The following is a 15,131-nucleotide window of genomic DNA, read 5'->3' as shown; positions in this document are numbered from 1 at the left end:
CGGCCGGACGAATCTTTCTCCGCCAGCACGGTGATGAGCCGGTCTCGAATGCCGACTTTGCGCGGTTGGCAAAACTGCAGGTAAGTCGGCAATTTAAGGGGTACCCCGTCCAAGTCGTTCTCCGTTAGGTCGCACACCCCATGGTCACCCCAACCCATGGGTAGTCTGCGAGCGTGAACACCATAAGCGACGTCGTTGTCGCAGAAGTAGGTGAGCGTCAGACGTGGCTGGTCGGTGCCTTTATTGGGTCCGAGGACCGCACCAGCGAATTCGTCAGCGAGAGCCGGTGGGAAGTTGTCAATCCCACCGACAAGGATCAAGCAATGCTTAACGCGATGCGTCCAGGGGACCGCATCGCCATTAAGTCGTCGTTTGTTCAACGCCACGACTTGCCGTTCGACAACCGCAATCTGCCAGTCTCCGTCTTGAGAATTAAGGCGCGCGGGGTTATTCGTCGAGTCAGTGACACTCAGCTGCTCGTGGATTGGCAAGAGTTTCCTGAGCCTAGAGACTGGTATCTCTACACCTATCGGGCCACGATCTGGCTTCTATCCGACGACGAACAGGCAGAGCACCTCAAGCGCTTCATATTTGAGGACGAGCCTCAAGACCTGCAGTACTTCCTAAGCAGGCCGTATTGGATGGATCGATTCCGCAGCGACGACCAACTAGTTCCGCCGCCAGACAAGGCAGGCTACGACTGGATCCCCTTCTTCGAGGCCATGGCGGACGCGCTCGCTGAGTGGAGTCAGCGGCGGCCCGAGTTAGTCACGATCGTCAGCCGTATCCGCAAGGAGTCCGGCCACGGAACCTGGCACGACATGAACAGCGACGGCACGACGGGCCCGCTTGCGGACATCGATCCCTTCACGGTCATGAATATCTTCAACTTCGGACCCACAGGGTGGAAGAAGAGACAGGAGATTGCTCAACGACTGGCTACGGCGGTGGGCCTGGATCTACAGGCTCCGGCGCACTTCGAGGGTGTGCCCATCACCCACCCTCAGAACGCATGGCTTTTCAAGTGGGCAAAAGACCGAGATGACGACGCCATCGACAACCTCTGGTCCATTGCACACGCCGGTCTGGCGTGGGCCGACGCTCGGGGTGACCTTGAAAAGCGCGCAGCATTCGCCGAAGCGCTGAAAGCCAGTCTCCCGCAGAGCAATTGGACCTTGGCCACGGGGCTGTACCGTGCTCGTCCCATGCATTTCTGTCCCATGGACACGAATACGCGCGCGAAGTTGCCGTCCTTGCTGGGGGTTCTCAAGGCCCCACACCCGCAGGACAGTTCCGCTGTCGACTGGTACATGGATGTGTTGGACCGACTGCACGTGTACACCGCAACGCCGGGCAGTGAGTTCGCCTCCATCCCAGAGTTGTCCGATGCCGCATGGGCCGAGGGAGTCGCTAGCAAGGTCGAGGCGGACGAGGTTTTTGAGGACGATGGTGAAGACACACCGATCGCTGCTGGTGGTAATGAAACCGACGAACCGCCCGAGCCCCCCAGGCCGTACACGGTCGATGACATAGTCAAGGACGGGTGCTTCGTTCCACGGGCAGAGATCGAGCAAATGCTCGAAGTGCTCAGCCGGGGGAAGAACCTGATCCTCCAAGGCGCCCCCGGCACCGGGAAAACCTGGCTAGCTAAACGTCTTGGGTGGGCCATGACTGGCCACCGGCCGACCAGTTCGGTGCAAGTGGTGCAGTTCCATCCGAACACCTCGTATGAGGACTTCATTCGCGGATATCGACCGGTGACGAGCGACGACGGTGCAGCAGGGCTCAAACTCGTCGACGGTCCGTTCTTACGCCTGGCTGATCGCGCTCACCAGAAGGGTGAGCAGGCATTCACGATGGTGATCGAAGAGATCAACCGAGGGAATCCCGCGCGGGCGCTTGGTGAGATGCTGACGCTGCTCGAGCCGGGGCAGCGGAATAAGTCCGAGGCCATGCGACTCACCTACCACCGGGACACGGACAACCGCGGAATCTGGCTGCCGCCAAATCTCTACGTCATCGGAACGATGAATATTGCCGACCGGTCGCTGGCGCTCGTCGACCTTGCCCTACGCCGACGGTTCGCCTTCCGAACCTTGCGTCCCCAATTCAACGGGCTGTGGCGCCAGTGGGTTCTCGAACGTACGGGAGACTCATCGGTCGTCAATGCCGTAGGAGCCGCAGCCACCACACTCAACAACGAAATCTCCGCTGATCCGGCACTTGGTCCGCAGTTCGTCATCGGGCACAGCTACTTCACGCCTGCGGCAGTTGTCCCAGATCCGCAGGAGTGGTTCCACGAGCAAGTGGACTGGTCCATCCGCCCACTACTGCATGAGTACTGGTTCGACCGCCCGGAGCGCGCCGATGAGGCAGCTGACGCCTTGAAGAACGCTTGGCCGCGGGTGCAGGAATGAACTGAGTGGCCACGACCATGTCAGCGGACTTTGAGATCACCGTCGGCGAGGGCCGGACGCGGATTCCGGTTCGCAACCTGTGGCTTTTGTACTTGTGGGCGAGCGATCTGTACAAGTACCTCGACGAGACAGAGAGGTTGCGTGCTGAGTCGGACCCAGAGCATCTGGGGGACCTGGCCGCGCGAATCCTGGTGGCGGAGGTCTCGAATCGGCTTGTGCGCCAGTTGAGTCCGGGATATGTGGAGCAGAGAGCGGCCCTCTCTTCAGTGCGCGGGCGCATCGACCATTTGACGACAGCGCGGGGTGGTTTGCTGACGCGTGGACAAGTGGCGTGCGTGTTCGAGGAACTGACCGCGGACACCGCCCGTAACCGCTACGTCATGATCGCGCTGCAGACGGCTGGCCGACGATCCGAACGACCATTGCGCAGGGATTGCCTGAGCCTTGCGGCACAAATGGAACGGCTCGGCGTCCGGCAAATCCAGTTGGACCCCGCGACTCCCCGGCGGGAGGTCTTCGGGCATTTTGACCAGGAAGACCGCCGCATGCTCGCCGCCGCGCGGCTGGTGATTGAGTCCACGATGCTGACCCAGGAAACTGGTACCGACGTCGCTCGCAGACTCGCCCATGATCACCACACACTGAGGGACCTGTTCGAGAAGGCGATCAGGAGCTTTCTCGCGCGGAACATGCCCGACTGCAAGGTTCGTTCCGAGCAACTGCGGTGGGCGAGCCCAGCGGCCGGCCTGGATCAGTTGTTCCCGGTGATGAAGACCGACATCAGCATCGACCGCCGGGACGGCAGCCGGTTGGTCATCGATACCAAGTTCACGACCGCGACCCACGAGGCTCAGCATGCAGACGGCCAGCGCCTGCGCAGCGGTCACCTCTACCAGCTCTATGCGTATCTCGGTACGCAAGAGGATGGCTCAGACACCGCCGCAGCAGCGAACGGTCTGCTTCTCTATCCGAGCACTGAGGCGGCCCCAGACGTCGACGTGGAGACGACAGTGCAAGGCCACACGATTCGCGTCGCCACGATCGACCTGCGAGCAGACCCTGACTCGATCCGTGACCGTCTGCTGGATCTCGCATCCGGATGACGTAGAGAAAAACCCCGCGGCACGGACTTCAGAAGCGTCTGTGAGTCAGTGGATGGTGACCAACGAGCGGAGCGTCCGACGGGTCTCTTCGTCCGGTGAATAGATGGCCACGCCCTGCAATCCACGGGTGAGCAGCACCTTGTAAACGTTGCGCACCAATCGATCGAAGTCCGCGTCGCTAACACGAATCGTGTTCTTGAAGTCGGGATCACGGTTCTTGCTGCGGTCGGCAACCCAGAGGCCGTCACGCAGCACCAGGTCCGGACCGATGATGACGCCGGCGTAGTCGTACTCGAATCCCTGTGCGGTGTAGACACATCCGACCTGACCGAAGCCGGCGTCATCCGATGCCCACAAGGCCGCTGGCGGGGCGCCGCCGACTGACCGCTCTCCCTTGAGGTTCCACGGATGCGACCAGTCGCCGATGACGACATCGTTCACAAGAGAGCCGTCCGATCGAGGATCGCTCCACGGCCAGCAATACCCGGCCGACAGTCTTGCCCCGAACCCCGCGTCGCGATGTGCCTGCATCACGTGCTCAAGTTCCTGCGGCGAGTCGACCACGTCCACGTCGAACCGTTCGTCACCTTTCCACGCCCTCGGGCCTCCCGGCGTCAGCTCGAGAAGCCGTTCTACCCAGGCGACGTATGCCGCAGAACCGCCGCAGCGGAACTGGTCCTCGAGCGAGATGTGCTGGACCTGGATCCCGCGCTCGGCCGCGTACTTCTCGATGTCCTCGACGGTCCCCTGCTCCCCGGGGCGCACGACCTGGAACTCGTCGAGCAGGAAGACCGGAACCCTTGCAGCGGAGAACAACTCATCCAGTTGCGGTCGTCCCGTGCGGAACTGAGCTTTCGTCCACCGGTTTGCGGAGGTCTCCCGGACCCGGTGCGCTTCGTCCAAGATCAGCACGTCGAGGTCGTTCGGCTCGGCAGCCATGAAGGAGTTGAAGTACTGGAACATCTTCTTTACTGATGTTGAGCGGGCACCCGCCACCTTGCGCAAGGTCTGGGTGAATGACCGCGAACCGGTGGCGTGCATCACCGTCCGTCCCCGCCGTGACAACTCCCCGAGCAAGGAGAGCGCAATGACGCTCTTGCCGCTGCCGGGGCCACCCGTAACGATCACCGCAGTCTTCGTGTTTACCCGCCGCGCCCGCTCCACCGCGTGTAGCACGAAGTTGTACGCGTCGCGCTGCTCGTCGAGCAGGGTGAACATCTCGCGCCGCTGCACCTCTTCGGCTGCGACAGTAAGCAGTTGGCGGGAAGGTGCGATGCGGCTGTGGAGCAGTTCATCGGCGTACGTCGATCCGGGACCTGGCGCGAATCGGGACCGGAGGTACTCGACGAACTCACCACGTCGCTGGCCGGTGAACAACCGCCCGTAGTCGTCGCCGGGCAGTTGCAGTAGGTCACTGACCCCGGAGTCAGTCGCGTTGTGCAGGTAGGCAACTCCCGCAACAGCCTCGGCGCGGTCGGCAAGCACTGTCGTGAAGTCGACTAGGTACTCGCGGTAGTCACGTACCTGCAGCAGCGGGTGAGTGACCGGGTGGTGACCGTAGGCGTCGATCAGCACCAGGTTTGGATCACCTTCAAACGAGGCGGCCCGACTCCACTGCTTGAGCTCGACAATCATGTACGACGGACCACCGGTCCGTGGATGCTCCCCGACCAGAACGACGTCCGCGCGTTTGCTGGTCAACGGCAGTTGATACTCGATCAGCATCTCCACGTTGCCGAGCCCGGCGGAGATCAGGTCGGCGCGTAGGGCCGGGATGCTGCGGCTCCAGGAGTGGCGCTCTGCTGGCGACGGAGACCGCCCAGTGGTGACCTTCATTTGCTCCGCCAAGCGCTGGGCTAACGCGTCCTCGTGACCGGACATGGCCTCGGCGGTGGTGCGGTACAACGTCACAGGACAGGTCCCCAGGCAGCACGAAATGTCTCGTGCGGGTGGGGGCGTCTCCTAGAGAGGAAGCCCGTCGGGCCGCAATTACCGTCCGAACTTTACCGATCGGCGAGCCCGATCCTGGGCTATTGGGCTGCTGCGTGTCCTCTCCCGCGGTGGTTACGGGTGAAGAGAGCGCGCCTCCCGGATGGAGGCCCTTGCGGCGGTTCTGGCGCTGGTCCACCCAACGAATCCGAAGTCGTCGGCAAACGCCTTCCAGGGCCGGGTGGAGGAGCGCGGCTACAGCTTGCGGAGGCGGACTCGGCGTACGGCGTGATCAGGGCCCTTGGACAGGACCAGTGAGGCGCGTCCCCGGGTGGGCAGGATGTTTTCGGCCAGGTTGGGGGCGTTGATCGTGTCCCAGATGCCTTCGGCGATCTGGACCGCTTCGGCGTCGGACAACGACGAGAACCGGTGGAAGTAGGACTGAGGATCGGCGAACGCGGTCGCTCGCAGGGACAGAAAGCGATCGACGTACCAGCTCTTGATGTCGGCTTCGGCGGCGTCCACGTAAACGGAGAAGTCGAAGTAGTCCGATACGGCCATCGCTCCACCGCGCGACCCGGGCGCGGGGACCGAAGGCTGCAGCACGTTCAGCCCCTCGACGATCAGCACATCCGGCCGCTCCACCGTCACAAAAGCGCCGGGCACGATGTCGTAGGTCAGGTGCGAGTAGACGGGCGCCGACACCGACGGTGAGCCCGCCTTGACCTCGGCGATGAACCGCACGAGCGCCCGACGGTCGTAGGACTCGGGGAAGCCCTTGCGGTCCAGGATCCCTCGGCGGGACAGTTCGGCGTTGGGGTGCAGGAAGCCGTCGGTGGTGATCAGCGAGACCGACGGGGTGTCGGGCCATCGGGATAGCAACTCCTGCAGGATGCGGGCCGTCGTTGACTTGCCCACGGCCACCGATCCGGCGACCCCGATGACGAAGGGGACCTTGGCGCGGGATTCGCCCAGGAAGTCGCTGGTCACCTTGTGCAACCCGGCTGTCGCGCCCACGTAGAAGTTCAGCAGCCGCGACAGCGGCAGATACACCTGCTCGATTTCCGCCATGTCCAGGCGGTCCCCGAGGCCGGCCAATCGGCGTACGTCCTGGTCATCAAGGCTCATCGGGTGCGCGTCGCGCAGCCGCGACCACGCGTCACGATCCAGCTCGACGTACGGCGAGGGGATCGGGTGGCCGTTGGGACGTGACACGCGGGCCAGCCTACGGCCGAGCACTCCTGCGGTGCGCGAAGGCGCAAAGCAATTGACCTGTCGGTGGCGACGAATACGGTCAGGCCACCGGACCTCGAGATCGCCCGAGACCGGCACTCAGCAGACCTGGCCAAGGTCATTCGCCTCATCGCAAACTGATGGGGTTACGTTGTCTTCATAAGGCGGCCTTATGAAGACAACGGATTCATGGGTGGCCCCGGCGCGACGGGGGCAGTCGAGTGTCATCGCACGAGGCACGGCCGGCGACCGCCTACCCTTGGGGGCATGTGCGGAATCGTGGGCTACGTCGGGCCGATCGAGAACACCAAGGCCCTCGATGTGGTCATGGAGGGCCTGGCGCGGCTGGAATATCGCGGCTATGACTCCGCGGGGGTGGCGCTCGTCGCGGACCAGCGGGTCGACGTACGTAAGAAGGCGGGCAAGCTGGCCAACCTGGTCGGTGAGATCGACTCCCAGCCGTTCGCTGATTCGCGTACGGCGATCGGCCACACCCGCTGGGCCACCCACGGGGGCCCGACGGACGTCAACGCCCACCCGCACCGCGGCGGTGACGACGGCAAACTCGCCCTGATCCACAACGGGATCATCGAGAACTTCGCCGTTCTGCGCGACGAGTTGCAGGCCCAGGGCATCGTGTTCCAGTCCCAGACCGACACCGAGGTCGTCGCGCAACTGCTCGGCACCCTCTACGACGGCGACCTGACCGAGGCGATGCGCAAAACCGTCGCCCGCCTGGAAGGTGCCTTCACGCTGCTCGCGGTCCACGCCGACCAGCCCGACGTCGTCGTCGGCGCCCGCCGCAACTCCCCGCTGGTCGTCGGCCTGGGCGAGGGCGAGAACTTCCTCGGCTCGGACGTCGCCGCGTTCATCGGCTACACCCGCGAGGCCCTCGAGCTCGAGCAGGACCAGATCGTCACGATCACCCCCGAGGGCGCCACCGTCATCAACTTCGACGGTACCCCCGCGACGGGCAAACCGTTCCACGTCGACTGGGACGCCGCCGCCGCCGAGAAGGGCGGCTACGCGACCTACATGGAGAAGGAGATCTTCGACCAGCCGCAGGCGGTCGCCGACACCCTCCTGGGCCGCAGCAACGCCGCCGGCGATCTGCAACTGGACGACCTGCGGATCAGCGAGGAGCAGCTCGCCGCCGTCGACCGGGTGACGATCGTGGCGTGTGGCACCGCGGCGTACGCCGGGATGGTCGCCAAATACGCGATCGAGCACTGGGCGCGGATCCCGGTGGAAGTGTCGCTTGCCCACGAGTTCCGCTACTGCGACCCGATCGCCGACGAGAAGACGCTGGTCGTCTCGATCAGCCAGTCCGGCGAGACGATGGACACCCTGATGGCGGTCAAGCACGCGCACGATCTCGGCGCGCTGACCCTGTCGATCTGCAACACGCACGGTTCGACCATCCCGCGGGAATCCGACGCCGTGCTCTACACGCACGCGGGCCCGGAGATCGCGGTTGCCTCCACCAAGGCGTTCCTCGGTCAGATCACCGCCTGCTACATCCTCGGGTTGTACCTCGCGCAGCTCAAGGGTGGCTCCTACGCCGACGACGCCAAGCAGGTCATCGCCGAATTGCAAGACGTACCAAGCAAAATCGCTGACGTCTTGTCCAACGTGTCCCGCGTCCGCGAGGTCGCCCGCTTCATGGCCGACACCCGCTCGGTGCTCTTCCTCGGCCGCCACGTCGGCTACCCGATCGCCATGGAAGGCGCGCTCAAGCTGAAGGAACTGGCCTACATTCACGCCGAGGGGTTCGCCGCCGGCGAGTTGAAGCACGGTCCCATCGCGCTGATCGAGCCCGGCCAGCCGGTCTTCGTGATCGTGCCCGGTCCGGACACTCCGCACGGGCTGCACGGCAAGGTCGTCTCCAACATCCAGGAGATCCGCGCTCGCGGCGCCCGCACGCTGGTGATCGCCGAAGAAGGCGACTCCTCGGTGGACGAGTTCGCCGACGAGGTCTTCCGCGTCCCGCACACTTCGCCGATGCTGCAACCGCTGCTGACGGTGCTGCCGCTGCAGGTGTTTGCGCTCGAATTGTCCACGGCCAAGGGCCTGGACGTCGATCAGCCGCGCAACCTGGCGAAATCGGTGACCGTCGAGTGATGCTGCGATGATCCTCGGCGTCGGCATCGACGTCACCTCGGTCAACCGCTTCGCGGAGGCCCTTGAACGTACGCCGGCCCTCGCCGACCGCGTGCTCGTCGCCTCCGAGCGGAGCATGCCGATGCATTCGTTGGCCGGCCGCTTCGCCGCGAAAGAGGCTCTCGCCAAAGCACTCGGCGCTCCCGGCGACCTCGCCTGGCACGACGCCGTCGTGGTCACCGCGCCGTCCGGACAACCCTTGTGGGAGTTGTCCGGAACTGTCGCGGCACGTATGACTGCCTTGGGTGCCACCACCGCGCACCTGTCGATCTCGCACGACGGCGGGATCGCCACCGCCATCGTGATTGTGGAGGGCCCGTGATTCACGCGTATTCGGTCAAGGACGTCCGGGCAGCTGAGGCCGCGATGCCGGAGCTTGCGACCGGTGAGTTGATGCAACGCGCGTCGCAGGGGGTCGCCGAAGTGGCCGCTGCGCGACTCGAGGAACAGGGCGGGTCCTCGGTCGTCGTACTCGCAGGTCCGGGTGGCAACGGCGGTGACGCGCTCTTCGCCGCCTCCTTCCTCGCACCCGACTACGACGTGGTCGCGATCCTGACCGGATCCGGTGCCCACGAGCCGGCACTGCAGGCGGCGCACGACGCGGGAGTCGTTGTGCTGGAACCGGATTCGCCGACCGCTCTGTCCGCGCTCGACGAAGCAGACCTTGTCATCGACGGTATGACCGGCATCGGCGGTCGCCCCGGTCTGCCACCCGGCACCTCAAAACTGGTCGACGCGATCGGCGACGACGCTTACCTGCTGGCGGTGGACCTGCCCTCCGGCGCCGACCCGGCGGGCGAGGTCGCGTCGGACTGCGTCTACGCCGACGAGACCGTGACGTTCTCGCTGCCCAAGCCGGTGCACCTGCTGCCGTCCACCGAAGCCGCCTGCGGGCTGCTGACCGTCGTCGACATCGGGCTGACGCCGCCCGCGTCGCCTGCCGTGTCGCGACTGACGTTTGCCGACGTCGCCGCCCTGTGGCCGGTGCCCGGTCCGGACGACGACAAGTACACCCGCGGCGTGCTCGGCGTCGTGTCTGGTGGCGAGCACTACACGGGCGCAGCGATTCTCGGCGTGACCGCGGCCGTGACGGTTGGGGTCGGCATGGTCCGGTACGTCGGTCCGCCGGCTCCCACGGGCCTGTTGCGGGCCGCTGTGCCCGAGGTGGTGTTCGGCGAGGGCAAGGTCCAGGCGTGGCTGATCGGCTCCGGGATGGACTGGGACGACGCGTCCGAGGAGCAGAAGCGCGTCATCGGCGATGCGCTGGCTTCCGACCTACCGGTTGTGGTGGACGCGGGCGGCCTTGATGCGCTCATCGAGCCGCGGAAGGCGCACACCCTGATTACCCCGCACGCGGGGGAGTTGCTGCGGCTCGGGCGGCGGGTGCTCGATGAGGACCTGCCCGACAGTTGGGTCACCGACGCGCCGGTCGCCGCTGCTCGCAAGATCGCGGACGCACTCGACGTGGCAGTCCTGTTGAAGGGTTCGGTGACGATCGTCGTACCGCCCACCGCCACGGGCCTGGGCATCCACTCGCAGTCCGACGGCCCGGCGTGGCTGGCCACCGCGGGATCCGGCGACGTGCTGGCGGGTATCTGCGGGGCATTGCTGGCATCCGGGGTGCCGCCGCTCGGTGCTGGTGCACTCGCGGCGTTGGTGCACGGGGTCGCCGCCCACGACGTGAATCCCGGCGGCCCGATCCGGGCTTTGGATATCGCCCACCAGGTCGGTCGGACAGTGGGCAGGTTGCTGACTCGCTGAGGGGCCCTCCTCATCGTCGGGTTTGGGACCGGTTGTCCCACGATTCGCAATCGGGTGGGGTAACGAGTCCCAAAGCCGCGGGCGGTGGGGCGGTGGTGGCGGCTTTGTCGACGGTAGATCCTCTTGCATTATGCGCTTTGCGCATAGAACAATGCACATTATGAATAGAAGCTCGGCGATGTTGGTACCGATCTTCCGCAGTGACGCTCAGCTGCAGGTGCTGGGCGCGACGTACCTCGAGCCTGATCGCGAGTTCAGCGTGCCGGAACTGGTTGGTAGATCGTCGCGCTCGCAGCCGACGATTGCGCGCGAGGTGGAGCGTCTGGCTGAGGCCGGACTTGTCATTTCCGACTTACGGCACGGTCGACGTTATGTGTCGGCAAACGTGCAGTCACCGATCTTCGCCGAGTTGCGGGCGCTGCTTGTGAAGACCGTCGGACCCAAAGCAGTCATTGAGGAGGAACTGGGAACGGTCTCGGGGATCGAGCGGGCGTTCATTTATGGGTCCTGGGCGCGACGGTACTTCGGTGAGTCCGGACCGCTCCCTGAGGATGTGGATCTGATGGTGATCGGTGCACCGGATGTCGGTGCCGTGCGCGATGCTGCAGAAGTGGCCAGCCGACGCGTGCACCAGGATGTGAATCCGACGATCCTGACCCCCGCTGAGTTCGGGGCTGATGATCGAGGGTTTATCAGCCAGTTGAAGTCACAGCCGGTCGTCGAACTCGACGTTGCGGCGGTGAGGGCCGACCTCGGGACGGGTTGACCCACGATTCGCGATCGCGTGAGGTAACGAGTCCCAAAGCCGCGGGCGGTGAGGCAGGGGTCGGTGGTCAGCGGGAAATTGATTCGCTGACTGTCGGTGGCTCGCCGTACCGTTGAGCAAGCCATGACCGTCACTGTCACACCCCCGCACACGACCTCGCCCGAACCCGTCGCAGACCCCTCGCGTCGGGTCGATCTGGGCCGTCTTCGCAGCCCGTGGGGGATCGCCGCGCTGGTGTTCCTCGCCATCGCTGTCATCGGTCAGACGCTCGGCACGGTCGTCGCCGGACACCTCGCCACGAGCCCTACTGCCAAACTGGTCTGGCTGCTCACGATCTGTGTCGCCGGTGGCGCAATCCTTGACACCGCAGGGCGATTCACCTGGGCGGCGGTCGTCGACCGGGCCGAGGGCCGACTGCGCGAAGACCTACTGGACGCCGCGCTGCACCAGCCACTGTCCGCGCTGAACGAGCAGGCCGTCGGCGAGGTCCTCGACCGCGTCGACGACGACACCCACGAGGTCGGCAACCTGGCCCGGCGCGAGTCGTGGGGTTTGATGCGCACACTCTTCGGGCTGCTGCCGATGTGGATCGTCGCGGGGTTCACCTGGTGGCCGGCCGCGATCCTCTTCCCGATCGTCGGCACGGCGGTATTCGTGGCGATCCGGCCGCTGTTGGGTCAGATCGCTGAGGGCAAGGTCATCGAGGAGATGGCCTGGACCGACCATGCCGCCGCCCTCGAGGAGGGCATCGCCGGGGCCGATGATCTGCGTACGTCGCTCGGCCAGTCCTTCGCGATCCGGCGCCTCGCGGGTCTGTCGGCCAAGGTTCACGACCGCTTCTTCAAGGTGGTCACGATCGAGGGCAAGCTGATCCGGCGCACGGGGATCATCGCCTACGGATTCCTCGCCCTGACCGGTGTCGTCGGCGTTGCCCTGGTCAGTAGCGACCACCTGTCGCTGGGTGAATTGGTCACGCTGTTCCTGGTGACGACGACCTTCGTCGCACAGATCGACCAGACCGCCCACCACCTACCCGATCTGCAGGCCGGCCTGGGCGCGGTCATCCGGCTGCGGCAGATGCTGGCGGTTGCTCCCGAGCCCTCCGGCGGCGTCCCCGTGCCCGAGGGTGGCCTGTCGATCGACGTCCAGGGGCTCGACTTCAGCTACGGCAGTGGGTCGTTCGGCCTGCGCGACGTCAACCTGCACGTCCCGGCTGGTGACACGATCGCGCTGGTCGGCCGCACCGGCTCGGGCAAGTCCACTCTCGCCTCCCTGTTGTCGCGGGCCGTCGAAGCCCCGATCGGCACGGTCTTCCTCGGTGGCGTCGACATCGTCAACCTCGACCTGCAGCAGCTGCGCTCCAGCGTGGGCGTGGTGACGCAGCGCACCGAGATCCTGGCCGGCACCCTTGCCGACAACATCACCCTCTTCACCGAATTGCCCCGCTCCAGCGTGCAGGAAGCCGTCGACCGGCTCGGCCTGACCGATTGGGTCGAGGGCCTGTCCGACGGGCTCGACACCCTGCTCGGACCCGGTGGCACTGCGCTGTCCGCGGGGGAGGAGCAGCTGGTCGCCTTCGCACGACTGCTGGTCCGCAACGTGCAGGTCGTCGTCCTTGACGAAGCGACCGCCCGGATGGACCCCGTCACCGAAGCACGAGTCGTTGCTGCGGCTGACCGGTTGATCGCGGGCCGCACCGGTGTACTCATCGCGCACCGCCTGGGCACGATAGAGCGCGCGCGTCTGGTCGCGGTCCTCGATGGTGGCCGCGTGGTCCAACAAGGTGTACGGGCCGAGCTGGCGCAGCAGCCGGGGCCGTTGCGTGATCTGGTGCTGGCCAGTGCCGCCGTCGACGCTCCGGTGACCGAACGGTCAGCCGACGAGGGCGGATTGGTGGCCACTCGGCGTACGACGGAGCCCCCGCCCGCGCCCGAGATCGGCTCGGGACCCTCCCTGGCCAAGGGCATCGCGCACGCTCTGGTCGTGCGCCCCGAATGGGGTCTGATCGCGATCGGGATGTTCCTGATCTCCGCGATCTGCGGTGGCCTCGGCGCCGGTACCGGCTGGATCTGGGGCAACATCGTCCAGGATCTGCAGCAGGGCGGCACCCCGTCGTGGCTGCTGGTCGCGCTGGTGGCCTGCCTGCTGACCGGCGTCTTCACCCTGGTCTCGGCGATCAAGCGCTACCCGCGCTGGTGGATCGAGATCCTGCTGCGCGTGCGGATGTCCGTCCTCGTGGGGCAGACCGCGCAACACCGCCTTCCCAAGACACCGCCGGGTGAGGTGGTGGCCCGGGCGATGGATGCCGACCGTTATGCGCGGTACGCCGATCGCTGGGTCGACTTCGTCAACGGCCTAGCCATCGCCCTGGTGACCGCCCTCTTCGCCGGGACCTGGGTTGCAGGCGCCGTGCTGCTGATCGTCATGGTCGCCTCGGCACTGGCATCAGCCCTGGGTCGTCCGGTCGCTGGTCGCTCGGCCGCGCGTGCCTCCGCAGCACGGGCATCGTTCGGCCGCTCGCTGGTCTCCGCACTGGACTCGGCCCGCACCATCAAGTTGGCAGGCCGGATCCCGCAGATCCACCGGCACCTGCGCAAGGTCGACGGTGGCCGGGTTGAAGCGGCCGTCTTCGAGCACCGCGTCCAGGCGTTGCTGGACGGCGTGCCGATCCTGATGGTCCAACTCGGCGTCGTTGCTGCCTGGGCCGCGTACCTCGCCGGGTGGTGGGGTCTGGCCACGGCGATCCTGGTCGCGAACGCCGTCAACGGGTTCGACTGGTTCGGCCGGGTGGCGGGTTCGGTCGTCACCGAGGCGCCGGGCACTCGCGCGTGGCAGAAGGCGACGTCCCGGTTCGCCGGCGGTGTCGACCTGATGGACCTGCCGCCCGGAGTGGATCTGCTCACCGGTGAGGCACCTGCCGCGCCGGAGGTGGAGCGAATTCCGCTGCAGGAGTTGACTCTTCGTAACGTGACGGCACTGCACGACGACGGCACGATCGGCGTCACCGGGGTCAACCTCACGGTGGAACGCGGCGAACTCGTGCTGCTGCTGGGTCAGGTCGGCTCCGGGAAGTCCTCGTTGCTCAAGTCGCTGGCCGGCTTGCTGCCGCACACCGGCTCGATCCAGTGGAACGGTGTCGAGGTGCAGGACGCCGAGCTGTTCCTGCGGCCCGGGCAGGTCGCCTACGTCGGGCAGATCCCGCGGGTGCTGTCGGGGACCTTCGATGACAACGTGCGGCTCGGGTTCGATCGCGACTTCGAGCAACCGGCCGACGATGCCCGGCTGTCGCGGGACGTGGCGGACGCGGGTGGCGCTTCGGCGCTGGTCGGGCACCGCGGCGTACGCCTATCAGGTGGTCAGGTGCAGCGCCTCGCGTTGGCCCGGGCGCTCGCGGCCGACGCGGAGTTGCTGCTGGCCGACGACGTCTCCAGCGCGTTGGACGCGGCCACGGAGATCGAGCTGTGGACCGCGCTGCGGTCGCGCAACATGACGGTCATGGGCTCGACGTCGAAGCGTTCGGCGTTGGAGCGGGCGGACCGCGTGGTGGTGTTGGTCGACGGAAACCTCGCGGACGTCGGCCCGTGGAGTGAGTTGTCGGCCCGCTGGGGTCACCTCGCCGGCTGAGCCGGTCGCTCGCCACCCACGCACCTGACGCTGGCGGAGGCAGTGTGGGGTTCGTCGTCTTCATCAGGCTGACTTATGGAGTCATCGAAGAGCAGGGACCTTTCTGAGCCATTGGTTAACCAGACTTGACCAAGTAGA

Annotated in this window: 9 protein-coding genes; 7 read left to right on the top strand and 2 right to left on the bottom strand. The window is 65.8% G+C overall.

Annotated features, from left to right (window positions below; all coding sequences use genetic code 11):
* The first annotated feature begins 173 nt into the window (after positions 1-173).
* On the top strand, positions 174-2,417 hold the full coding sequence (locus AZH51_RS05755; protein WP_291522266.1) for an AAA family ATPase: 2,244 nt from the start codon (positions 174-176) through the stop codon (positions 2,415-2,417).
* Positions 2,418-2,422: 5 nt separating this feature from the next.
* Complete coding sequence (locus AZH51_RS05750) at positions 2,423-3,520, top strand: hypothetical protein (RefSeq protein WP_291522264.1); 1,098 nt, start codon at positions 2,423-2,425, stop codon at positions 3,518-3,520.
* A gap of 45 nt (positions 3,521-3,565) precedes the next feature.
* On the opposite strand, the gene AZH51_RS05745 is transcribed toward AZH51_RS05750, so the two are convergent.
* Positions 3,566-5,431 (bottom strand): DUF2075 domain-containing protein, encoded by a 1,866-nt coding sequence (locus AZH51_RS05745; RefSeq protein ID WP_291522262.1) that lies wholly within the window; start codon positions 5,429-5,431, stop codon positions 3,566-3,568.
* Between the two features lie 273 nt (positions 5,432-5,704).
* Positions 5,705-6,664 (bottom strand): type I pantothenate kinase, encoded by a 960-nt coding sequence (gene coaA, locus AZH51_RS05740; RefSeq protein WP_291522260.1) that lies wholly within the window; start codon positions 6,662-6,664, stop codon positions 5,705-5,707.
* 285 nt (positions 6,665-6,949) lie between these two features.
* Between coaA and glmS the strand changes: the two genes are divergently transcribed.
* The 5 genes from glmS to AZH51_RS05715 all read left to right on the top strand — a co-directional run bounded on the left by glmS (position 6,950) and on the right by AZH51_RS05715 (position 14,993).
* Positions 6,950-8,803 (top strand): glutamine--fructose-6-phosphate transaminase (isomerizing), encoded by a 1,854-nt coding sequence (gene glmS, locus AZH51_RS05735; RefSeq protein ID WP_291522258.1) that lies wholly within the window; start codon positions 6,950-6,952, stop codon positions 8,801-8,803.
* Between the two features lie 7 nt (positions 8,804-8,810).
* On the top strand, positions 8,811-9,164 hold the full coding sequence (locus AZH51_RS05730; RefSeq protein ID WP_291522256.1) for a holo-ACP synthase: 354 nt from the start codon (positions 8,811-8,813) through the stop codon (positions 9,162-9,164).
* A complete protein-coding gene (locus tag AZH51_RS05725; protein ID WP_291522254.1) occupies positions 9,161-10,603 on the top strand; it encodes a bifunctional ADP-dependent NAD(P)H-hydrate dehydratase/NAD(P)H-hydrate epimerase in 1,443 nt (480 codons plus the stop codon). Before AZH51_RS05730 ends, AZH51_RS05725 begins: the two co-directional genes overlap by 4 nt.
* 178 nt (positions 10,604-10,781) lie before the next feature.
* The gene (locus AZH51_RS05720) at positions 10,782-11,369 is read left to right on the top strand and encodes a winged helix-turn-helix domain-containing protein (RefSeq protein WP_291522252.1); all 588 of its coding nucleotides are present in this window, start codon (positions 10,782-10,784) and stop codon (positions 11,367-11,369) included.
* A 123-nt stretch (positions 11,370-11,492) separates the two neighbouring features.
* A complete protein-coding gene (locus tag AZH51_RS05715) occupies positions 11,493-14,993 on the top strand; it encodes an ABC transporter ATP-binding protein (protein WP_291522250.1) in 3,501 nt (1,166 codons plus the stop codon).
* Positions 14,994-15,131: the final 138 nt, after the last annotated feature.

It is taken from the genome of Branchiibius sp. NY16-3462-2, assembly GCF_001594145.1.
Classification (GTDB): Bacteria; Actinomycetota; Actinomycetes; order Actinomycetales; family Dermatophilaceae; genus Branchiibius.
This window is presented reverse-complemented; position numbering and strand designations above follow the sequence as displayed.